This is a genomic window from Streptomyces sp. SYSU D01066-1 (assembly GCF_054956795.1).
Genome location: NZ_JBUDHV010000013.1, coordinates 110,073 through 130,732, shown reverse-complemented (window position 1 = coordinate 130,732; position 20,660 = coordinate 110,073). Strand labels below are relative to the sequence as shown.

At 72.8% G+C, this 20,660-nt stretch carries 19 protein-coding genes and 1 pseudogene; 12 read left to right on the top strand and 8 right to left on the bottom strand.

All coding sequences use genetic code 11. The annotated features are described in order from the left end of the window. The first annotated feature begins 55 nt into the window (after positions 1-55). Positions 56-304, top strand: a complete 249-nt coding sequence (locus ACY1JF_RS15530; protein WP_215169434.1) for an acyl carrier protein — start codon at positions 56-58, stop codon at positions 302-304. 83 nt (positions 305-387) lie between these two features. After that, the gene (fabF, locus tag ACY1JF_RS15525) at positions 388-1,659 is read left to right on the top strand and encodes a beta-ketoacyl-ACP synthase II (RefSeq protein WP_462705706.1); all 1,272 of its coding nucleotides are present in this window, start codon (positions 388-390) and stop codon (positions 1,657-1,659) included. A 177-nt stretch (positions 1,660-1,836) separates the two neighbouring features. On the opposite strand, the gene ACY1JF_RS15520 is transcribed toward fabF, so the two are convergent. Beyond that, on the bottom strand, positions 1,837-2,331 hold the full coding sequence (locus tag ACY1JF_RS15520) for a DUF3145 domain-containing protein (RefSeq protein ID WP_462705705.1): 495 nt from the start codon (positions 2,329-2,331) through the stop codon (positions 1,837-1,839). 266 nt (positions 2,332-2,597) lie between these two features. On the opposite strand from ACY1JF_RS15520, the gene ACY1JF_RS15515 reads away from it, so the two are divergent. Further along, positions 2,598-3,494, top strand: a complete 897-nt coding sequence (locus ACY1JF_RS15515) for an SGNH/GDSL hydrolase family protein (protein ID WP_462705704.1) — start codon at positions 2,598-2,600, stop codon at positions 3,492-3,494. A 25-nt stretch (positions 3,495-3,519) separates the two neighbouring features. Next, positions 3,520-4,497, top strand: a complete 978-nt coding sequence (locus ACY1JF_RS15510) for an aldose epimerase family protein (RefSeq protein ID WP_462705703.1) — start codon at positions 3,520-3,522, stop codon at positions 4,495-4,497. 103 nt (positions 4,498-4,600) lie between these two features. On the opposite strand, the gene ACY1JF_RS15505 is transcribed toward ACY1JF_RS15510, so the two are convergent. Further along, a complete protein-coding gene (locus tag ACY1JF_RS15505) occupies positions 4,601-7,033 on the bottom strand; it encodes a beta-glucosidase H (RefSeq protein ID WP_462705702.1) in 2,433 nt (810 codons plus the stop codon). 104 nt (positions 7,034-7,137) lie between these two features. Between ACY1JF_RS15505 and ACY1JF_RS15500 the strand changes: the two genes are divergently transcribed. Further along, positions 7,138-7,713 (top strand): TetR/AcrR family transcriptional regulator, encoded by a 576-nt coding sequence (locus tag ACY1JF_RS15500; protein WP_462705701.1) that lies wholly within the window; start codon positions 7,138-7,140, stop codon positions 7,711-7,713. Between the two features lie 60 nt (positions 7,714-7,773). Beyond that, positions 7,774-9,033: a pyroglutamyl-peptidase I gene (locus ACY1JF_RS15495; RefSeq protein WP_462705700.1), complete on the top strand. Its 1,260-nt coding sequence runs from the start codon at positions 7,774-7,776 to the stop codon at positions 9,031-9,033. Positions 9,034-9,166: 133 nt separating this feature from the next. Here the strand turns inward: ACY1JF_RS15495 and ACY1JF_RS15490 are convergent, their stop codons facing one another. Beyond that, a complete protein-coding gene (locus ACY1JF_RS15490) occupies positions 9,167-9,973 on the bottom strand; it encodes an EI24 domain-containing protein (RefSeq protein WP_462705699.1) in 807 nt (268 codons plus the stop codon). Between the two features lie 53 nt (positions 9,974-10,026). After that, the gene (locus tag ACY1JF_RS15485) at positions 10,027-11,529 is read right to left on the bottom strand and encodes a SulP family inorganic anion transporter (protein WP_462705698.1); all 1,503 of its coding nucleotides are present in this window, start codon (positions 11,527-11,529) and stop codon (positions 10,027-10,029) included. Positions 11,530-11,854: 325 nt separating this feature from the next. On the opposite strand from ACY1JF_RS15485, the gene ACY1JF_RS15480 reads away from it, so the two are divergent. Further along, a complete protein-coding gene (locus ACY1JF_RS15480; protein ID WP_462705697.1) occupies positions 11,855-12,322 on the top strand; it encodes a MerR family transcriptional regulator in 468 nt (155 codons plus the stop codon). A gap of 134 nt (positions 12,323-12,456) precedes the next feature. Here ACY1JF_RS15480 and ACY1JF_RS15475 read toward each other — a convergent pair whose 3' ends face one another. Continuing rightward, positions 12,457-13,479 (bottom strand): NADP-dependent oxidoreductase, encoded by a 1,023-nt coding sequence (locus ACY1JF_RS15475; protein ID WP_462705696.1) that lies wholly within the window; start codon positions 13,477-13,479, stop codon positions 12,457-12,459. Positions 13,480-13,566: 87 nt separating this feature from the next. Between ACY1JF_RS15475 and ACY1JF_RS15470 the strand changes: the two genes are divergently transcribed. Further along, a complete protein-coding gene (locus ACY1JF_RS15470; RefSeq protein WP_462705695.1) occupies positions 13,567-14,019 on the top strand; it encodes a MarR family winged helix-turn-helix transcriptional regulator in 453 nt (150 codons plus the stop codon). A 142-nt stretch (positions 14,020-14,161) separates the two neighbouring features. On the opposite strand, the gene ACY1JF_RS15465 is transcribed toward ACY1JF_RS15470, so the two are convergent. The 3 genes and pseudogenes from ACY1JF_RS15465 to ACY1JF_RS15455 all read right to left on the bottom strand — a co-directional run. Further along, on the bottom strand, positions 14,162-14,491 hold the full coding sequence (locus tag ACY1JF_RS15465) for a hypothetical protein (RefSeq protein WP_462705694.1): 330 nt from the start codon (positions 14,489-14,491) through the stop codon (positions 14,162-14,164). Beyond that, a complete protein-coding gene (locus ACY1JF_RS15460; RefSeq protein ID WP_462705751.1) occupies positions 14,461-14,991 on the bottom strand; it encodes a hypothetical protein in 531 nt (176 codons plus the stop codon). The genes ACY1JF_RS15465 and ACY1JF_RS15460 overlap by 31 nt, the downstream gene beginning before the upstream one ends. An 813-nt stretch (positions 14,992-15,804) precedes the next feature. Further along, a pseudogene (locus ACY1JF_RS15455) lies at positions 15,805-15,969 on the bottom strand (SCO2400 family protein); the annotation flags it as partial. Between the two features lie 214 nt (positions 15,970-16,183). On the opposite strand from ACY1JF_RS15455, the gene ACY1JF_RS15450 reads away from it, so the two are divergent. From ACY1JF_RS15450 to chvE, 4 genes are all read left to right on the top strand, one after another. Continuing rightward, the gene (locus ACY1JF_RS15450) at positions 16,184-17,350 is read left to right on the top strand and encodes a mandelate racemase/muconate lactonizing enzyme family protein (RefSeq protein ID WP_462705693.1); all 1,167 of its coding nucleotides are present in this window, start codon (positions 16,184-16,186) and stop codon (positions 17,348-17,350) included. Beyond that, positions 17,347-18,351, top strand: a complete 1,005-nt coding sequence (locus tag ACY1JF_RS15445; protein WP_462705692.1) for a zinc-dependent alcohol dehydrogenase — start codon at positions 17,347-17,349, stop codon at positions 18,349-18,351. Before ACY1JF_RS15450 ends, ACY1JF_RS15445 begins: the two co-directional genes overlap by 4 nt. Positions 18,352-18,477: 126 nt before the next feature. Continuing rightward, positions 18,478-19,446 carry a hypothetical protein gene (locus ACY1JF_RS15440; protein WP_462705691.1) on the top strand — a complete coding sequence of 323 codons (969 nt, stop codon included), beginning with the start codon at positions 18,478-18,480 and terminating at the stop codon, positions 19,444-19,446. 96 nt (positions 19,447-19,542) lie between these two features. Beyond that, entirely contained in the window at positions 19,543-20,655 is a 1,113-nt protein-coding gene (gene chvE, locus ACY1JF_RS15435; protein ID WP_462705690.1) for a multiple monosaccharide ABC transporter substrate-binding protein, read from the top strand. The last annotated feature ends 5 nt before the right edge of the window (positions 20,656-20,660 follow it).

The window sequence follows — 20,660 nt, the reverse complement described above, 5'->3', positions numbered from 1 at the left end:
CCGGTACGGAAACGCACCGCCACACCCTTACGGAACACAACGAAGGAGCGCCCTCATGGCCGCCACTCAGGAAGAGATCGTCGCCGGTCTCGCGGAGATCGTGAACGAGATCGCCGGCATCCCGGTCGAGGACGTCGAGCTGGACAAGTCGTTCACCGACGACCTGGACGTCGACTCGCTGTCCATGGTCGAGGTCGTCGTCGCCGCCGAAGAGCGCTTCGACGTCAAGATCCCCGACGAGGACGTCAAGAACCTCAAGACGGTCGGCGACGCGACCGAGTACATCCTCAAGCACCAGGGCTGATCCGCCGATCACTGCCTTGGGCTGATGCCCCGCCACCCGGCGGTGGCGCCGTTCCAATCCTCGTATCTGGAGAAAGAATTCCCGTGAGCTCGACCAATCGCACCGTGGTCGTCACCGGTATCGGCGCAACCACACCGCTGGGTGGCGACGCAGCTTCCACCTGGGAGGGCCTGGTGGCCGGCAAGTCCGGCGTCAAGCCGCTCGACCAGGAGTGGGCCGCCGACCAGGCGGTCCGTATCGCGGCCCCGGTGGCCGTGGAGCCGACCGAGACCATCCCGCGGCCGCAGGCCCGCCGTCTGGACCGTTCGGCGCAGTTCGCGCTGATCGCGGCGCAGGAGGCGTGGAAGGACGCCGGTTTCGAGGCCAAGGCCGGCGAGGGCGCCGACGTCGACCCCGACCGGCTGGGCGCGGTCGTCGCCTCCGGCATCGGCGGAGTGACGACGCTGCTCGACCAGTACGACGTGCTGAAGGAGAAGGGCGTCCGCCGGGTCTCCCCGCACACCGTGCCGATGCTGATGCCGAACGGCCCGTCCGCCAACGTCGGCCTCGCCGTGGGCGCCCGGGCGGGCGTGCACACCCCGGTCTCCGCCTGCGCGTCGGGCGCCGAGGCCATCGGTTACGCCATCGAGATGATCCGCACCGGCCGCGCCGACATCGTCGTCGCCGGCGGCACGGAGGCGGCGATCCACCCGCTGCCCATCGCCGCGTTCGGCAACATGATGGCGATGTCCAAGAACAACGACGACCCGCAGGGCGCGTCCCGTCCCTTCGACACCGGCCGGGACGGCTTCGTCCTCGGCGAGGGCGCGGGCGTCGTCGTCCTGGAGTCCGCCGAGCACGCCGCGGCGCGCGGCGCCCGGGTCTACGCGGAGGCGGTCGGACAGGGCATCTCCGCCGACAGCCACGACATCGTGCAGCCGGAGCCGGAGGGGCGCGGCATCTCCCACGCCCTGCAGAACCTGCTGGACCGCACCGACCTGGACCCGGCGGAGATCGTGCACGTCAACGCGCACGCCACGTCGACGCCGGCCGGTGACATCGCCGAGCTGAAGGCGCTGCGGAAGGTGTTCGGGGACGACACGGACCACATGGCCGTCTCCGCCACCAAGTCGATGACCGGACACCTGCTCGGCGGCGCCGGCGGTGTCGAGACGGTCGCGACCGTGCTGGCGCTGTACCACCGGGTGGCTCCGCCGACGATCAACGTGACCGAGCTGGACCCCGAGGCCGCCGCCAACGCGGACATCGTGCGGGGCGAGGCGCGGAAGCTGCCCGTGGACGGGCGGATCGCCGCGCTGAACGACTCGTTCGGGTTCGGGGGGCACAACGTGGTGCTGGCGTTCCGGACGGTGTGACGCCGCTCGCTCCGATGGCTCGGACCCTGGGAAAGGGTCCGGGCCATCGCCGTTTCCGTGCTCGTGGCGTAGCGGGTGCGGGGGCGGGTGCGGCGTGGGTTGTCGCGTCCACGCGGCGGAGTTGCGGACCGGGACGGCCCCGCGTCCCGGCGGCGTCCCGGCCAGCGCGCCGGAGCCTCAGACGACCTGGTGGAGCCACCGCACCGGGGCGCCCTCGCCCGCGTAGCGGAAGGGCTCCAGCTCGTCGTCCCAGGGCTTGCCGAGGAGGCGGGCGAGGTCGGACGCCAGGTCCGTCTCGCCGCTCTGGGAGCGCTGCAGGGCGGCGCGCAGCCGGTCCTCGGGGATGAGGATGTCGCCGTGGATGCCGGTGACGGCGTGGAAGATGCCGAGGTCGGGGGTGCAGCTGTAGCGCTCGCCCTCGTGGGAGGCGCCCGGCTCGGCGGTGACCTCGAAGCGCAGCAGCTGCCAGCCGCGCAGCGCGGAGGCCAGCTTGGAGGCGATGCCGGCCTGGCCCTGCCAGGAGAACTCGGAGCGCCAGGTGCCGGGGGCGGCGGGCTGCCGGATCCAGTCCAGGCTGACGCGCGTGCCGAGCACGCCCGCGACGGCCCACTCGACGTGGGGGCAGAGCGCGCGCGGAGCGGAGTGCACGTACAGAACTCCACGTGTCGTCACCGGAACCTCCGGGCAGAGCGGGACATCTCGGAAGGGGCACAGCGGCAGCGGCCCGGTGGGCCGTGTTGAGGGCGAGGCTACCGTGCGGTGGCGTGCGGAGTGTGACGTACCGTCGGTCCCGGCAGCGGGAAACCTCCGTCATTCACCCGGCAGGACGCTTGTGCGGATGTGAGACGCCGCTTCGCGGGCCCGGGGAACCCTGGCGCGGTGTCATGGGTTGGAGCTGTGGGAGATCGCGGCGGCACGACGAGGGACGGGACGCGGGCATGGGACAGGGGACGTACCGGGGCGAGCGGGGCCGCCGGCGGACGCGGGCCGTGCTCGCCGTCCTCACCGCGGCCGTGCTGGGGGCCGGCGCGTGTGACGCCGGCGGCCCCGCCGGGTCTGGCGGGTCGCCGTCCCCGACGCCGACGCCCGTGTGGGACACCTCCCCGGAGTCGGTCGCGGCGGTGGGCGACTCCATCACCCGGGGCTTCGACGCCTGTACGGTCCTGTCGGACTGCCCGCGGGTGTCGTGGGCGACGGGCGACAGCGCCGAGGTCGACAGTCTCGCCGTACGGCTGCTGGGGAGGAAGGGGGCGGCGGCGCGGAGCTGGAACCACGCGGTGACCGGGGCCCGGATGGCGGATCTGGCCGGGCAGGTGACCCGGGCGGCGGAGCACCGGCCGGAGCTGGTGGCGGTGATGGTGGGGGCCAACGACGCCTGCCGGCCGACCGCCTCGGCGATGACGCCGGTGGCGGACTTCCGGGAGCAGTTCGAGGACGCGATGCGGACCCTGCGCGCGCGGCTGCCGAAGGCGCAGGTGTACGTGGCGAGCATCCCGGACCTGAAGCGGCTGTGGTCGCAGGGGCGCACCAGCGCGCTGGGCAGGCAGGTGTGGAAGCTGGGGATCTGCCCGTCGATGCTGGGTGACGCGGACGCCGTGGACGCGGCGGCGACCTCGCGGCGGGCGGCCGTGGCGCGGCGGGTGGAGGACTACAACGCGGTGCTGGCCCAGGTGTGCGCGGCGGACCGGCGGTGCCGGACCGACGGGGGTGCCGTGTACGACTACCGGTTCGGGACCGGGCAGCTGAGTCACTGGGACTGGTTCCATCCGAGCGTGGACGGGCAGGCCCGGCTGGCGGCGATCGCCTACCGGGTGGTCACGGCGCGGGAGCCCTGACCCCGCCGTGTCCTAGAGTTCGCACATGAACGAACTCTTCGGAACACTTCCGGACAGCACCCCGGTCCACCGCTGGACCCTGGAGCGGGCGGGCGTGCGGGTGCGGATCCTGTCGTACGGCGGGATCGTGCAGTCGGCCGAGGTCCCCGACCGGGACGGGCGCAGCGACGACGTGGTGCTGGGGTTCGACGACCTGGAGGGCTATCTGGCGCATCCGGGGCCCTACTTCGGCGCCCTGGTCGGACGGTACGCCAACCGGATCGCGGGCGGGCGCTTCACCCTGGGCGGGCAGACGTACTCGCTGGCGCGCAACAACTGGCCGAACACGCTGCACGGCGGTGAGCGCGGCTTCGACAAGTACGTGTGGGACGCGGCGCCCGTCGAGCACGGGGTGCGGCTGCGCCGGGTCAGCCCGCACGGCGAGGAGGGCTTCCCGGGCCGGCTGGAGCTGTCGGCGACGTACACGCTGGAGGCGTCCGGGGCGCTGCGGATCGCCTACGAGGCGGTCACCGACGCGCCGACGGTGGTGAACCTGACCAACCACAGCTACTTCAACCTGGGCGGCCGGGGCGCCGGTCACGCGGGCGGCCACGAGCTGCGGATCGCCGCCTCGCGGATCACTCCGGTGGACGCGGAGCTGATCCCGACGGGTGAGCAGGCGGACGTGGCGGGCACCCGTTTCGACTTCCGCGCGGGCCGGAAGGCGGGGTCCGGCTACGACCACAACTTCGTGCTGGACAAGGGGGTGACCGAGGCGGCCGAGGAGGTCGCGGAGCTGTACGACCCGGCGTCCGGACGGGTGCTGACCGTGGCGACCACCGAGCCCGGCCTCCAGCTGTACACCGCCGACCACCTGACGGAGCCGTTCGCGCCCGGGGACGGGATCGCGCTGGAGACCCAGCACTTCCCCGACTCGCCGAACCGGCCCGGCTTCCCGAGCACCGTGCTGGCGCCGGGCGAGGTGTTCCGGTCGGAGACGGTGTACGGGTTCTCCGCGCGGTAGGGCGCCAGGGTCCCGCACAGGGACGTGGTGGGCCCCGGCCCGGTCGTCAGGTCCGGGCCGGGGCCGCTTGGGGAGGCCGCGCGGCGGGTGCGCGGCCCCGGTCTCAGACGGTGATCGGCGCGGTGATCCGGCGGTCGGCGATCGAGCGCCCGGCCTGGAGTTCGTACGGACCCTTCACGAACGACCAGGTGCCCGCCGCCTCGTCCCAGATCTCGAAGGCGCGGCGGGGCAGTGCGACGGTCACCTCGGCGCGTTCGCCGGGGGCGGCCTCGACACCGGCGAATCCGGCCAGCCAGCGGGCGGGGCGGCTGGGGTCGGGCTGCGCGGGGGCGAGGTAGAGCTGGACGACCTCGCGGCCGGGGCGGTCGCCGGTGTTGCGCAGGCGGACCTTGACGGTGGTGCCGGTGACCTGGAGGGACTCGTAGGTCCAGTCGGTGTAGCCGAGGCCGTGGCCGAAGGGGTAGGCGGGGGTGCGGCCCTCCTTCTCCCAGGCGCGGTAGCCGATGAAGACGCCCTCGGAGTACGGGAGCTCCCCGTCCTCGGGGACCACCTGGGTGACCGGGGCGTCGGCCAGGGAGCCCCAGGTGGTGGGGAGCCGGCCGCCCGGTTCGTGGGCGCCGGTCAGTACGTCGGCGAGCGCGGCGCCGCCCTCCTGGCCGGGGAACCAGCTCAGCAGCACGGCGGCGACCTCGTCCCGCCAGGGCAGCTCTACCGGGGAGCCGGAGTTGACGACCACGACGGTGTTGGGGTTGGCGGCGGCGACGGCGCGGACCAGGTCGTCCTGGCGGCCGGGGAGCTTCAGGTCGGTGCGGTCGAAGCCCTCGGACTCCACGCGTTCGGTGGTGGCGACGACGACCACGGCGGTGTCGGCGCCGCGGGCGGTCTCGACGGCCTCGGCGATCAGCTCGTCCGGGTCGCGCACGGGCTCGGCGTGGCAGAGCGAGAAGGTGATGACCTTCATCGGCATGTCGTCGGGGAGGTCGATGACGTGGCGGAGGCTGACCTCGACCGGCTGCCCGGCGGTCAGTTCCACCTCGGCGCGGGGCTCGGGGGCGCCGAAGAAGGAGAGGAAGGGGTCGTCCTTGGCGGGGCGCTGGACGTCGTCGAAGTACGTGGTGCCGTCGACGGTGAGGGTGAAGGCGCCCAGGCCCTTGATGCCGAAGGTGTGGGTGCCGCTCTCGCGCGGGGTGAAGGTGCCGGTGAGGTCGACGGTGTGCAGGGTCTCGTGGGTGACGCCCTCGGGCAGGTCGGAGCCCATCCACTGGACCTGGCCGTCGGGGGCGTTCGCGGTGCCGAGGACCCGGCCGTCGGCGTCGTGGCAGACGGTGCGCAGGGTGAAGCCCTTGGCGGCGACCGAGAGTTCGGTGTTGGGGTCGGCGCCGACGGCGTAGCTGAGGGTGCCCTCGGGGAGGGCGGCGGTGAGGCCGTCGAGCGGGGAGACGACGCGCGTGGGGAAGACGGTGGCGGAGCCGCCGCCGAGGACGCGGGCGTCGCGGGCGGCGGCGCCGATGAGGGCGACGGTGCCGGGGCGCAGGGGGAGCGCCCCGCCCTCGTTGCGGAGCAGGACGAAGGAGCGGCGGGCGATCTCGCGGGCGAGGGCGGCGCCGTCCACCGGTGCCGGGGGCTCGGGGACGACCGGTTCGGCGCCCTGGAGGGCGCCGACGCGGGCGGCGAGCCGCAGCACGTTGCGGACGGCCGCGTCGACCTTGGCCTCCTCGACCCGGCCGTCGCGCACGGCCTGGGCGAGGGCCTCGCCGTAGACGGTGCCGGGGCCGGGCATCGCCACGTCGAGGCCGCCGTCGATGGCACCGGTGGTGGAGCGGGCGGCGGTCCAGTCGGAGACGTTGAAGCCGTCGAAGCCCCACTCGCCGCGCAGCACCTCCTCGACCAGGCGGTGGTGCTCGGTCATCGTCGGGCCGTTGACCGAGTTGTAGGCGGTCATGATGCCCCAGGGGCGGGCGTTCTCGACGATCGCCTCGAAGGGGGCCAGGTACAGCTCGCGCAGGGCGCGTTCGGAGACCAGGTTGTTCACGGTGAAGCGGTCGGTCTCGGCGTCGTTGGCGACGAAGTGCTTCACGGTGGTGCCGACGCCGCCGGACTGGACGCCGGTGACGTAGCCGGCGCCGATCCGGCCGGTGAGGTACGGGTCCTCGCTGTACGCCTCGAAGTGCCGGCCGCCGAGCGGGGAGCGGTGCAGGTTGACGGTGGGGGCGAGCAGCACGTGGACGCCCTTGCGGCGGGCCTCCTGGGCCAGCAGCACCCCGGCGCGGCGGGCCAGCTCCGGGTCCCAGGAGGCGGCCAGCGCGGTCGGGGAGGGCAGCGCCACGGAGGGGTCGTCGGCGCTCCAGCGCACCCCCCGGACGCCGATCGGACCGTCGGACATCACCAGGGAGGCGAGGCCGATCTCCGGGAACGCGGGCAGGGACCACATGTCCTGCCCGGCCAGCAACCGGGTCTTCGCCTCCAGATCGAGCTTGCCCAGGGCGGCCTCGACGGCCGCCTCCCGCGCCTCGTTCTCCACCGCTGTCTCAGCCACCGCGGCACCTCCTCGTCGAAAGCCGTACGGACGTCCTCATCCTGCACCCGGAACCTGGTGATCGGTAGGTTTCGTGATCCTGTCGTTACAAACGGGTCGTCCGTATGCCGTACGGTGACGCCATGACGACCAGGGCCAGGGGCGCGGAGCGGCGCGCGGAGATCCTGCGGGCCGCCGTCGGGGTCATCGCCGAGCGGGGGTACCGGGGCGCGAGCCTGGCCGCCGTGGCCGAGCGGGCCGGACTCACCCAGCAGGGGCTGATGCACCACTTCCCGAGCAAGGAGGCGCTGCTGGTGGCGGTCCTGGAGGAGCGGGACCGCTGGGACGCCCTCCCCGCCGACGGACTGCGCCTGGACCTGCTCGCCTCGCTGGTCGAGTACAACGCGATGCGGCCGGGCATCGTCCAGACCTTCTCCGCGCTGCTCGGGGAGAGCGTCACGGAGGGGCATCCGGCGCGCGCGTACTTCGCCGAGCGGTACGGGCGGGTCCGCGGCTCGATGGCCCAGCTGCTGCGCGCGGAGTACGGCGACCGGCTGCCCGGCGGGCTGACCCCGGAGCGGGCGGCGCCGCTCATGGTGGCGGTGCTGGACGGGCTGCAGTACCAGTGGCTGCTGGACCCGGAGTCGGTGGACATGCCGGGGGCGTTCCGGGACTTCCTGACGCTGCTGGGCGAGTCGTGAGGCGCGTCCGGCACCACGCGCCGTAGCGCGTGTCACTTCCGTCACGCCATACTGCCGCCCATGACCGGCACAGGTGTACGGATCAGTGGACTCGCCCTCGCCCTGGTGACGGGGGTCTCGGTACCGGCGGCGGCGGACACGGCGGTGGCGGCCACGGCGGCAGCGCCCACGGTGGAGGAACAGCGGCTGGAGCGGGCGGTGCCCCAGGAGATCCTGCGGCGCTCCGGGTTCGACGCGGTGGCACCGGCGTTCGCCCGCGCCCTGGGCCGCGCGGACTCCTGGTCCGAGGCCCGCCGTACGGTGCTGCGGCAGGGGACGGCGCTGTGGCGGCGGGCGGTGGACCGGGCGCAGGGGCGCGGCCCGGCGGTGGGGGACCTGCCGCGGGACGACGACCGGCCGCTGTACTGGGCACGGCTCTCGATGACACGGGAACTGCGGGGCTGGCAGCCGGGGTTCGGGCTGTCGTCCGGTCGGCGCGCGGCGCTGCTGGAGGACCTGGAGCGGACCTCGCGGGGACAGCGGGACATCCGGCTGCCGGGCGGCGCGGGGGGCGTGCGGCGGGTCCTGGTCACCGGGTTCGACCCGTTCACCCTGGACCGGGACATCCGCATCTCCAACCCGTCCGGGGCGTCCGCGCTGGCGCTGGACGGCGCGGTGATCCAGACGGACCGGGGGCCGGCCCGGGTGGAGACGGCGGTGTTCCCGGTGCGCTGGGACGACTTCGCGGACGGCGAGGTGGAGCGGGCGCTGCGGCCGTACCTGCCGCGCGCCGACCTGTTCGCGACGGTGAGCCAGGGGCGGGTGGGCCGGTTCGACGTGGAGCGGACCAACGGGGCCTGGCGCGGCGGCTTCGCGGACAACGAGAACGTCTCCCGCACCGGGCTCGTGCCGGTGTCCGACCCGGCCGGCCAGCCGCAGTGGACGACGACCACGCTGCCGTACCGGGAGATCGTGGCGGCGGACACCGGGCGGTTCCCGGTGTACGACAACACCGGCGTGACCGAGATCCCGGCGGGTGGCACCGAGCCCGTGGTGCGGCCGGACGGGCCCACGCCCGGGTCGGCGGCGCGGGCCGGGGGCGGCGGGGACTACCTGTCCAACGAGATCGCCTACCGGGCGACACTGCTGCGCGACCGGCTGGGCCTGCGCGGGAAACTGCCCGGTGGCCATGTGCACACGCCGGTGCTCCAGTTCGGCGCCGGGAACACCACGGAGGTCACCGACGCGGAGTTCGTACGCAACCGGCGGGACATCGTGGCGCAGGTGCGGGCGATCGTGTCGGCGGCGGTCAGCGCGTCGGCGGAGCGGGCGCGGGACTGACGGCGGAGGTCAGCTCGTCGGCGGGACGGGCGCGGGACCGACGGCGGAGGTCAGCTCGTCGGCGGGACGGGCGCGGGACCGACGGCGGAGGTCAGCTCGTCGGCGGGACGGGCGCGGGACCGACGGCAGGGAGTCAGCTCGTCGGCGGGACGGGCATGGAGCTGACGGCAGGGGTCTCCTCGTCGCCGTCGCGGGTCTCCTCGCCCAGGAGTTCGCGGGCGAGGAGGGTGGCGCCGGCGACCGCGCCCGGCATCAGGAACACCGCGACGACGGGGACCAGGAAGGCCAGGCCCAGCGGGGTGCCGAAGCCCCAGACCAGCGTCTTGCGGGAGCGGAGCAGGGCGAGGCGCTCGCGCATCTCGACGCCGCGCCGCTGGAGGGCGACGGAGGTCAGTTCCTCGGTGAGGAAGAAGCCGGTGACGAAGAAGCCGATCACGGGGACGACCGTCTGGCCGACGACCGGGATGAAGCCGAGCGCGAAGAGGAGCACGCCCCAGACCGCGGCGCGGACCAGGAGGCGGAGGCTGTCGCGGCCGGAGATCCACAGCTCCCGCCAGAGCGGCAGGTCGGACTCGGGGGCGGTGCCGTCCGGGGAGACGTCCCGGTCGACCCGCTCGGACAGGCTCTCGTAGAAGGGCTGGCCGATCAGCAGGGTCACCGCGGTGAAGGTGAGGACGGCCAGCAGCAGGGCGAGGGCGAACAGGACGGCGGTGAGGAAGCCGCGGAAGAGGCCGAGCCAGGGGCTGGACCAGTCGTCGGCGAAGGGGGTGGCCCAGGCGGTGAAGTCCGCGCCCCACAGGGCGAGCGCCACCAGGGCCGCCAGGTACAGGACCAGGGTGATCAGTCCCGGCAGCAGCCCGAAGCCGTAGCTCTTGCCGTGCCGGGCCACCCAGCGCTGGCCCTTCAGGAGATGACCGAATCCCGCCCCAAGATCACGCATGGGCGCACTCTATCGGGCGGGGGCGCGCGGACGCACGGACACCGGTCGGTGGATCAGTGGCCCGCGGTGAGCTGTCCGGCGAGGCGCTCGCGCAGGGCGGTGCTGGGCCCGTTGAGGCCGGTGACGGTGACCTTCTTGCCGCGTTCGGCGTACTTGGTCTCGATGGCGTCCAGGGCGGCGACCGAGGAGGCGTCCCAGACGTGGGTGCCGGAGAGGTCGATGACCACGTCGTCCGGGTCGTTCCGGTAGTCGAACTGGTGGACGAGGTCGTTGGACGAGGCGAAGAAGAGCTCGCCGGTGACCGAGTAGACGACCCGCTTGCCGTCGGGGTCGACCACGCCGGACACCTGGGCCAGGTGGGCGACGCGCTTGGCGAAGACGGTCATCGCGGTCAGGGAGCCGACCACGACGCCGATGGCCAGGTTCCCGGTGGCGACCACGACGACGACGGTGACGGCCATGACGGTCGTCTCGCCCAGCGGCATCCGCTTGAGGGTCCTCGGCCGGACGGAGTGCCAGTCGAAGGTGCCCACCGACACCATCACCATGACGGCGACCAGGGCGGCCATCGGGATGTCCGAGACGACGGGGCCGAAGGCGATGCACAGCACCATCAGGAACGCCCCGGCGAGGAAGGTGGACAGGCGGGTGCGGGCGCCGGAGACCTTCACGTTGATCATGGTCTGGCCGATCATGGCGCAGCCGCCCATGCCGCCGAAGAAGCCGGTGACGATGTTGGCGACGCCCTGGCCGATGGACTCCCGGGTCTTGTCGGAGCGGGTGTCGGTGATGTCGTCGACCAGCTTGGCCGTCATCAGCGACTCCATCAGGCCCACCAGCGCCATCGCCAGGGCGTAGGGGGCGATGGTGGTCAGGGTGTCGAGGGTGAACGGCACGTCGGGCAGGCCCGGCACCGGCAGGGAGGAGGGCAGGTCGCCCTTGTCGCCGACGGTCGGTACGGCGATCCCGGCGGCGACGGTGATCACGGTGAGGACGACGATGGAGACCAGCGGCGCCGGCACCACCCTGGTGACCCTGGGGAAGAACACCAACAGGGCCAGACCGCCGACGATCAGCGGGTAGACGGCCCAGGGCACGTCGTGCATCTCCGGCACCTGCGCCATGAAGATCATGATCGCGAGGGCGTTGACGAAGCCCACCATGACGCTGCGCGGCACGAACCGCATCAGCCTGGCCACCCCGAGCGCGCCGAGGACCACCTGGAAGACGCCGGCCAGGATCACGGCGGCGACCAGGTAGCCCAGCCCGTGCTCGCGGTTGAGCGGGGCGATGACCAGGGCGACCGCGCCGGTGGCGGCGGAGATCATCGCCTTGCGGCCGCCGACGACCGAGATCACGACCGCCATGGTGAACGAGGCGAACAGGCCGATCGCGGGGTCGACGCCGGCGATGATCGAGAAGGAGATCGCCTCGGGGATCAGGGCGAGGGCGACGACCAGGCCGGCCAGCACCTCGGTGCGCAGCACCTTGGGCGAGGCGAGCCACTCCGGCTTGGACAGGCGCGGCCTGGGGGCGCGGGACAGCGGTGAGGACATGCGACCGTTTCCGTTCAGGCGCACGCGTCCACTTGCCGTGGGACACTCGCGCGCGGTGCTGCGTGATGCCGGGGGATCGCCCGGCGGTCCGGCCGCCCCGGCGGGGCCCTGCCGGACAGGGCGGCGACCCGTTCGGGGTGCCGGTCGGGCATCATTGCCCGGAAGTCTTCGGTCCCGTCGAGGCTGCGACCACGGCCGGCACGGTGACGGTTCCACTCGTCCGACGACTCTACCCTGACGTAAGGGAAGAGTGCGAGTCGCGGCTTGCGAAGCGCGGGTGAACAGCGGCCGGGATCCGGTGACGAGAACGAGGAGAGACACGACGATGACGGAACAGCAGCGGCGGATGCGGATCGGCGAGGTCGCCGAACGGACCGGTCTGTCGCTGCGCACCATGCGTCATTACGAAGAAGTCGGTCTCGTTATTCCCTCCGCCCGCAGCAAGGGCGGTTTCCGCCTGTACACGGAGTCCGACGTCGAGCGGCTGATGGTGATCCGCCGGATGAAGCCGCTGGACTTCTCCCTGGAGGAGATGCGGGACCTGCTGGAGATCACCGACCGGCTGTCGGCGGCCGACGAGGCCCCCTCCGAGGAGGAGCGGGAGCGGCTGCGGGAGCGCCTGGACGCCTACCGCAAGGTGGCCGACGCGCGGTGCGAGACGCTGCGGGCCCGGCTGGCGATGGCCGAGGACTTCGCCGCCACGCTGCGGCAGCGGCTCGCCGGGTCCGGCGGGCGGCCGGAGCGGCGGCAGCGGGGCGGTGCTGGCGGACTGCCGGGGGCGGGGCGGCGGTAGCGGGCCGCCAGGGCAACGGTGGCGGGCCGCCGGGGCCGGCGGCAGCGGAGCGGCGGGCCGCCGGGGGCGGAACCTACCCTCTCGTCAGGGTAGGTTCACCGACGTGCCCCGGACGGCGGCCCGTGCGGCGGACGTCAGAGCTTGACGATCATCTTCCCGGTGTTGTCGCCGCGCAGGACGCCGAGGAACGCCTCCAGGTTGTTCTCGATGCCCTCGACGACGGTCTCGCGGTACTTCAGCCGGCCGTCGCGGACCCAGGGGCCGACCTCCCGCACGAACTGGGGCTGGAGGTCGTAGTGGTCGCCGACGAGGAAGCCCTCGATGCGGCCCCGGGTCTGGATGAGGCGGAAGAGGTTCCTCGGACCGGGGGCGGGCTCGGTGTTGTTGTAGACGGAGATCATGCCGCAGACCGCGATCCGGCCGCCCCGGTTGAGGGAGCCGATGGCGGCCTCCAGGTGATCGCCGCCGACGTTGTCGAAGTAGACGTCGACGCCGTCCGGCGCGGCGGCGCGCAGCTGGCCGCTGACGTCGCCGTCCTTGTAGTTGAAGGCGGCGTCGAAGCCGTACTCGTCCGTGAGCAGCTTCACCTTCTCGTCGGACCCGGCCGACCCGATGACCCGGGAGGCGCCCTTCAGCTTGGCGATCTGCCCGACCTGGCCGCCGACGGCGCCCGCGGCACCGGAGACGAACACCGCGTCGCCCTCCTTGAAGGAGGCGGTGCGCAGCAGACCGGCGTACGCGGTGAGGCCGGGCATGCCGAGCACCCCGAGGTACGTCGACAGCGGCGCGACCTCGGGGTCGACCTTGGTGGCCTGCCGCGCGTCCACGACGGCGTACTCGCGCCAGCCGAGCCAGTGCAGGACGTGGTCGCCGACGGCGAGGTCCCCGGCGTTCGACGCCACGACCTCGCCGACCGCGCCGCCCTGCATGACCTCGCCCAGCTCGAAGGGGGCGACGTAGGACTTGGCGGCGCTCATCCGGCCGCGCATGTACGGGTCGACGGAGAGGTAGGTGTTGCGGACCAGCACCTGGCCCTCGCCGGGGGTGGGGACCTCCGCCTCGACGAGGGCGAAGTCCTCCTCCTTCGGCCAGCCGACCGGACGGTTCAGCAGGTGCCATTCCCGGTTGACGGAGGGGAGCGCGGGGGACTCGGTCATCAGCGGCCCTTTCGAGGATGTTTCATTACCTGAAACAACTGTGCTCTTGAAAATTTCAGGTTGTCAAACACTGGGTACCCTGAATCCATGGCCGCCGCGCATCCCTCCCCCCGACCGGACGCACTGACCCTGGAGGTCGTCGAGCTGATCGGCGCGGCCGTGGCCCGGTTCCACGCGGACTACGAGGAGGCGGCGGCCCAGCACGCGCTGACCGGGGCGCAGGCGCGGCTGCTGAGGCTGCTGTCGCTGGAGCCGCTGCCGATGCGCAGGCTGGCCCGCAAGCTGCGGTGCGAGCCGTCGAACGTCACCGGCATCGTGGACCGGCTGGAGGCGCGCGGACTGGTGGAGCGCCGCCCCGACCCCGGCGACCGGCGCGTGAAGGTGGCGGCGGTCACGGAGGAGGGCCTGCGGGTGGCCCACGGTCTGCGCGAGTCACTGCGCTTCGCGCGCGAGCCGCTGGCGGGGCTGTCGGAGGGCGAGCGGCTGGCGCTGCGGGACGCGTTGCGGCGGATGGTGGGGGACGAGGGGGCTGAGGGCTGAGCCCTCCGGCGGGTGCTTACGCCTCGAACTCGTACCGGAGCTCGTAGAAGTGCCCGGCCTTCACCATGACCGTCACCTCGGGAAGCGGCCGACGACATGGGGGTCGCGCGGCATGTCGTCGGCGAGACCGTGTGGGCCGCCTTCAGGACGACACCGTCGGTCCCGGCGCCTCGTCCGGCCCCCCGGACAGGGACGGCCGCGGCACCGTCAGCAGTGCCCGGGACCGGTGCGGCGGGATGATGTGGCCGCAGTCCTCGACGACGTGTCCGGCGAGGCCGTCGGTGACGGGGCGGAGCCGGTGTTCCAGGGCGGTGCCGGCGGGGTGGGCGCCGACGGCCAGTGCCGGGACGGCCGGACGGGTGGTGGTGAGTGCCCGCCCGAGCCCGCCGCCCGCCCGCCTGGAGGGTGGGTGGGCGGGCGGCGGGGGTCTGACGACAGGGTCTAGGCGCACCACCACAGGAATCGCCTGCACGTCTCCGTCACCGACGGCTCCGGGACGGGGAGTTGCGATTGCTCGTCGGAAGAAGACGGTTGCGGGGCGGGCGTTCCCGTGACGGCGGGGGGTTCGTCCTCCGGGGTGGTCACCGCCGAAGGCACCGAGGGGCTCTTCGGGGTGGCGGCGCGGGAGGGCGTCGGGTCCGCCCTCACGGCCTCCTCCGAAGTGCCCGGCTCCGTCGCCTCGGCCGAGCCCGACGGGTGCGGGTCGGCCTGCGCCGGGCGCGGGGACGCCGAGTTCGTCGCGCCGGTGGACGTCACGTCGTCCACCGGTGCGACCGTGGCTTCCGGCGAGGGCTCGCCCTCGTCGTCCCGGTCGGCCGCGGGAGCCTCTCCCCCGGACGTGGCCGGTTTCGGGGAGGGGGTGCCCGCGCCGCCGGCACTGCCGAGTTCGGTCAGGCTCAGGCCACCGGTGGCCAGCAGGACCCCGGCGGTGACCAGCAGGGTCCGGCGGCGGCGCCTGCGGTGGGCCGCCACCCTGCGGTCGCGTCGGCCGCCGCTGCCGTCGGCGGCGTTCCGGCGGGCCGGGCCGGCGGGGGCGGAGGCGTCAGAGGCGGGACTCTCATAGGCCGGATGCAGGTACGGCGAGGCCCCGTCGGCCGGACTCCCGTGGGCCGGGTGCGCGTACGGGGAGACGCCGTAGGCCGGACTCCCGTGGACCGGGTGCGCGTACGGGGAGACGCCGTAGGCCGGACTCCCGTGGACCGGGTGCGCGTACGGGGAGACGCCGTAGGCCGGGCCCCCGTGAGCCGGAGGCGCGTACGGCGCATCCGCGTAAGCCGGGTCCTCGTCGACCGGACCCCCGTAAGCCGGGTCCTCGTCGACCGGACCCCCGTGGTGCGAGTCCTCGTGGTCCGGTGCTCCGTGGTGCGATTTCTCGTGGTCCGGACCCCCGTGATCCGGTTGCCCGTGATCAGGTTCCCGGTCGTCCGGGTCCCCGCCTGCCCGGCCCCCGTCGACCGGTTCCCCGTCGACCGGTTCCCCGTGATCCGGGTCCCGGTCGTCCGGGTCCCCGCCTGCCCGGCCCCCGTCGACCGGATCCGCGAGGTCAGGTTCCCCATGATCCGGTTCCCCGTGATCCGGTTCCCCGTGGTCCGGTTCCCCGTGGTCCGGTTCCCCGTGGTCCGGGTCCCGGTCGTCCGGGTCCCCGCCTGCCCGGCCCCCGTCGGCCGGGCCGGCAGCGAACGGGTCGGCGGGAAGCGGGCCCGCGCCCGTCGGACCCGTGCCCGTCGGGCGGGCCTCCGCCGGGGCGTCGTCGGGCCGGGGTTCGGGTCCCCGGGCGGCAGGGGCCGGCGGTGACGCCCCCTCGGGCCTCCCCGCCTCCTCGGCGGGGCCGGCGTCCGGCAGGCCGTCCGGCGTCGGCTTCGCTGGGGCCGGCCGCTCCGCCGGTGCGCCGCATCCCGGACAGGCCAGGGCGCCGTTGAGGTGCCGTCGGCACGGCTCGCAGTAGTCCATGACGCGTGAAGGGTAAGTTCCGCGTCGGCCGCCTTCCTAGTGCCGCCTGTGAAAGTTGTGTGGGAAACGGCCGCCCCGGCCGGTGACGAGGTTTCGAAAGCCACCGAAACCGTTATGTGCCCACCCCATTGACACCCCCACCGCCCCGTCCTTACTGTCACGCCAGCATTTCGAACGAGTGACGAAATATCGAACGTAGCGGAGGGCAGCTGTCGTGCGCATCACCGGAATCAGCACGCACGTGGTCGGGACGCCGTGGCGCAACCTGACCTATGTCCAGGTGCACACCGACGAGGGCCTCACCGGAGTCGGCGAGACCCGGATGCTCGGCCACACCGACGCGCTGCTCGGCTACCTCAAGGAGGCCGAGGTCAACCACATTCTCGGCTCCGACCCGTTCGCTGTCGAGGACCTCGTCAAGCGCATGAAGTACGGCGACTACGGACGCGCGGGCGAGATCGTGATGTCCGGCATCGCCGTGATCGAGATGGCCTGCTGGGACATCAAGGGCAAGGCCCTCGGCGTCCCGGTGTGGCAGCTGCTGGGCGGCAAGGTCACCGACAAGGTGAAGGCGTACGCCAACGGGTGGTACACCACCGAGCGGACGCCCGAGGCGTACCACAAGGCCGCCCAGGGGGTCATGGAGCGCGGGTACCGGGCGCTGAAGATCGACCCGTTCGGGACCGGGCACTTCGAGCTGGACCACGAGCAGACGCTGTACGCCGTCTCGCTCATCGAGGCCGTGCGGGACGCCATCGGGCCCGACGCCGAGCTGATGCTGGAGATGCACGGCCGGTTCTCCCCCTCCACCGCCGTACGGCTCGCGAAGGAGCTGGCGCCCTTCAAGCCGGCCTGGCTGGAGGAGCCGGTGCCGCCGGAGAACCTGCGGGCGCTGAAGAAGGTCGCCGAGAAGGTGGACCTCCCCGTCGCCACCGGTGAGCGCATCCACGACCGCATCGAGTTCCGGGAGCTGTTCGAGGACCAGTCCGTCGACATCATCCAGCCGGACGTCGGCCACATCGGCGGCATCTGGGAGACGCGGAAGCTCGCCGCGACCGCCGAGACGCACTACACGCTGGTCGCGCCGCACAACGTGGGCGGCTCCGTGCTCACCGCCGCCTCGCTCCAGGTCGGCTTCACCTCCCCCAACTTCAAGATCCTGGAGCACTTCAACGACTTCGCGGACGCGGAGATCAAGAAGGTGGTCAAGGGCGCTCCCCAGGTGGACCCGCAGGACGGGTGCTTCCACCTCTCCGACGCCCCTGGGCTCGGCGTGGAGCTGGACACCGACGCCGCCGCCGAGTTCCCGCAGCAGCAGGCCCGGTTCGACCTGTGGGCCGAGGGCTGGGAGCAGCGCAGGCCGAAGGGGACGCAGGCGTGAGCACCGCCGTCGTCATCGAGGCGCCAGGGGCGCACCGGCTCGTCCCGCACGAGCCGCGCGACCCGGCCGCCGGGGAGGCGCTGGTACGGGTGCACGCCGCCGGCATCTGCGGCAGCGACCGCGAGGTGCACCAGGGCAACAGGCCCGAGGGGTACGTCCGTTACCCGTTGGTTCCCGGGCACGAGTGGTCGGGGACGGTGGAGGCGGTCGGGGCCGGGGTGCCGGTCTCGCTCGTCGGGCGCAAGGTGGTCGGCGAGGGATTCCGCAACTGCCAGGTCTGCGACCGCTGCCACGCCGGTGAGACGACGTTGTGCACCGCCGGGTACGAGGAGACCGGGTTCACCCAGCCGGGCGCCATGGCCCCGACGCTGACGCTCCCGGCCCGGCTGCTGCACGTCCTGCCCGACGACGCCGACCTGTCGGCCGCCGCCCTGCTGGAGCCGGCCGCCTGCGTCGCCGCCGCCGCGCTGAAGGCGAACGCCCGGCCGGGCGAGCGGGTCGCCGTCGTCGGCACGGGCACGCTCGGGATGTTCGCCGTGCAGTTCCTCGCCGCCGGCTCCCCCGCCGAGCTGCTGGTGGTCGGTACGCGCGACGACCGGGAGGCGCTGTCCCGGCGGTTCGGGGCGACCGGCTTCCGCACCAAGGACCGGCCGCTTCCCGACGACTTCGACGTCGTCATCGAGACCGCCGGGTCCGCCGACGCCGCCCGTACCGCCGCCGCGCTGCTGAGGCGCGGCGGACGGCTGGTGCTGACCGGCATCCCGGCGCCCGGCGCCACCGGCCTCGACCCCACCGACCTGGTCGTGCGGCAACTGGAGGTGCACACCGTCTTCGGGGCGCCCCCGAACGCCTGGGCGCACACGGTCCGGGTGTTCGCCGCCGGACTGCTCGACCCGCTGCCGCTGGTGACGCACGAACTGCCGCTCGCCGAGTTCCCGCATGCCATCGAGCTGGTGGGGTCCGGTGACCCGAAGGTCGGCAAGGTACTGCTGCGTCCCTGAGGCAGCCCCCAGCCGTACGCCGGTACGGGGCGGCCTGACGGCCTCCGTACCGGCGTACACCCACGCCCCGCCCGTCCGCCCTGTGCCGCGAACCTCGTCCGGCATACCGAACACGAAGGACAGCTTGTGACCGACGCTTCCGCCACGGCGCCCCGCCGGCCCGGTGAGCAGGCGCTCACCGCCCTCGGCCTGGCCGCGCCCGCCCTCGACCCCGCCGACGCCTCGCCGCACACCTTCCCGGAGGGCGGTCGCTGGCGCACCGAGATCCCCTCCTGCGAGGGTCCCGAGGCGCTGGCGGTGGTCCTGAAGGAGTCCTCCCGCCTCGACGTCCCGATCCACCGGATCAGCCAGGGCAGCGGCGTGTGGATGCTCTCCGACGCCGAGATCACCGAGATGGTCGAGGCCACCGCCGCGCGCGACATCGAGCTGTGCCTGTTCACCGGTCCGCGCGGGACCTGGGACATCGGCGGCTCCACCCGGACCGACTCCGGCGGCGGGGGGCTGCGGGCGCGCGGCCACGACGCCGTCGCCGGGTGCGTGGAGGACGCCGTCCGCGCCACGGAGCTGGGCGTCAAGTGCCTGCTCGTCGCCGACGAGGGCGTGCTGTGGACGCTGCACCGGGCGCGGAGCGCGGGGATCATCCCGGCCGACACCACGCTGAAGGTGTCGGCGCTCGTCGGACCGGTCAACCCGGCCTCGTTCGCCGTGTACGAGCGGCTCGGCGCCGACTCCGTCAACGTGCCCAGCGACCTGACGCTGGATCACCTCACCGAGATCCGCCGGGTGTCGGCGGCGCCGATGGACATGTACATCGAGGCGCCGGACGACCTGGGCGGTTATGTGCGGATGTACGAGGTGGCCGAATTGATCCGGCGCGGCGCCCCGCTCTACCTGAAGTTCGGCCTGTCGAAGTCGCCCGGCATCTACCCCTACGGCCACCACCTGCGGGAACTGACGCTGGCCACCGCCAAGGAGCGGGTGCGGCGCGGGCGGCTCGCGCTGGACCTGCTCGCGCGGCACGGCGCCGGCGGCGACATGGCCCCGCTCGGCACGCGGCTGCCCGGCCCGCTCAACCGGTTCGAGACCTCGTCATAACGTTCTGGAAACTCCCTTCTCAAAAGAAGACACGACCGCGCACAATCCGACACACCTCGTCTCGGTTCCTCCTCGCACACATCAAGGAAGATGATCATGCGTAACCGCAGAGCCGCACTCGCCGCCATCGCCTCGGCCGCCTCCCTCGCCCTGACCCTGACCGCCTGCGGCCAGAGCAGCGAGGGCGGCAGCGAGGAGGACAAGGGCAGTTCCCAGGGGGCGACCATCGGCATCGCGATGCCGACCAAGTCCTCCGAGCGCTGGATCGCCGACGGCGACTACGTCGTCAAGGAACTGGAGTCCAAGGGCTACAAGACCAAGCTGGTCTACGGGGAGGACGACCCCGACCAGCAGGTCTCCCAGGTCGAGAACCTGATCACGCAGGGCGTGAAGGCGCTGATCATCGCGGCCATCGACAACAAGTCGATGAACAACGTGGTGCAGCAGGCCAAGGACGCCGACATCCCGGTGATCTCCTACGACCGCCTGATCCTGGGCACCGAGAACGTCGACTACTACGCCTCCTTCGACAACGAGAAGGTCGGCGAGCTGCAGGGCACCTACATCCTGGAGAAGCTCGGCCTGAAGGACGGCAGCGAGAAGGGCCCCTTCAACATCGAGCTGTTCGCCGGCTCGAACGACGACAACAACACCCGCTACTTCTTCTCCGGCGCGATGAAGGCGCTCCAGCCCTACATCGACAAGAAGCAGCTCGTCGTCCGCTCCGGGCAGACCGCCCTCAACCAGGTCACCACCCTGCGCTGGGACGGCGGCACCGCCCAGAAGCGCATGGACGACATCCTGACCTCGTCCTACAAGAGCGAGCGGGTCGACGCGGTGCTGTCGCCCTACGACGGCATCTCGATCGGCATCCTGTCCGCCCTGAAGTCGGACGACTACGGGTCCAAGAGCAAGCCGCTGCCGGTCGTCACCGGCCAGGACGCGGAGCTGGCCTCGGTGAAGTCGATCATCGCCGGCGAGCAGTCGATGACCGTCTACAAGGACACCCGCGAGCTGGCGAAGGTGTCCGCCGACATGGTCGACGCGCTTCTCAACGACAAGAAGCCCGAGGTCAACGACACCAAGACCTATGACAACGGTGTCAAGGTCGTCCCGGCCTACCTCCTGGAGCCGGTCGCCGTCGACAAGGAGAACTACCAGGAAGCCGTCGTCGACACCGGCTACATCAAGGAAAGCGACCTCAAGTAACCGCC

Excerpts from the sequence above, each read along its gene's own strand:
- chvE (WP_462705690.1), top strand. The coding sequence starts at position 19,543 with ATGCGTAACCGCAGAGCCGCACTCGCCGCCATCGCCTCGGCCGCCTCC.
- ACY1JF_RS15470 (WP_462705695.1), top strand. The coding sequence starts at position 13,567 with ATGGCCGCCGCGCATCCCTCCCCCCGACCGGACGCACTGACCCTGGAG.
- ACY1JF_RS15510 (WP_462705703.1), top strand. The coding sequence starts at position 3,520 with ATGAACGAACTCTTCGGAACACTTCCGGACAGCACCCCGGTCCACCGC.
- ACY1JF_RS15480 (WP_462705697.1), top strand. The coding sequence starts at position 11,855 with ATGACGGAACAGCAGCGGCGGATGCGGATCGGCGAGGTCGCCGAACGG.
- ACY1JF_RS15530 (WP_215169434.1), top strand. The coding sequence starts at position 56 with ATGGCCGCCACTCAGGAAGAGATCGTCGCCGGTCTCGCGGAGATCGTG.
- ACY1JF_RS15515 (WP_462705704.1), top strand. The coding sequence starts at position 2,598 with ATGGGACAGGGGACGTACCGGGGCGAGCGGGGCCGCCGGCGGACGCGG.
- ACY1JF_RS15485 (WP_462705698.1), bottom strand. The coding sequence starts at position 11,529 with ATGTCCTCACCGCTGTCCCGCGCCCCCAGGCCGCGCCTGTCCAAGCCG.
- ACY1JF_RS15490 (WP_462705699.1), bottom strand. The coding sequence starts at position 9,973 with ATGCGTGATCTTGGGGCGGGATTCGGTCATCTCCTGAAGGGCCAGCGC.
- ACY1JF_RS15500 (WP_462705701.1), top strand. The coding sequence starts at position 7,138 with ATGCCGTACGGTGACGCCATGACGACCAGGGCCAGGGGCGCGGAGCGG.
- ACY1JF_RS15475 (WP_462705696.1), bottom strand. The coding sequence starts at position 13,479 with ATGACCGAGTCCCCCGCGCTCCCCTCCGTCAACCGGGAATGGCACCTG.
- ACY1JF_RS15495 (WP_462705700.1), top strand. The coding sequence starts at position 7,774 with ATGACCGGCACAGGTGTACGGATCAGTGGACTCGCCCTCGCCCTGGTG.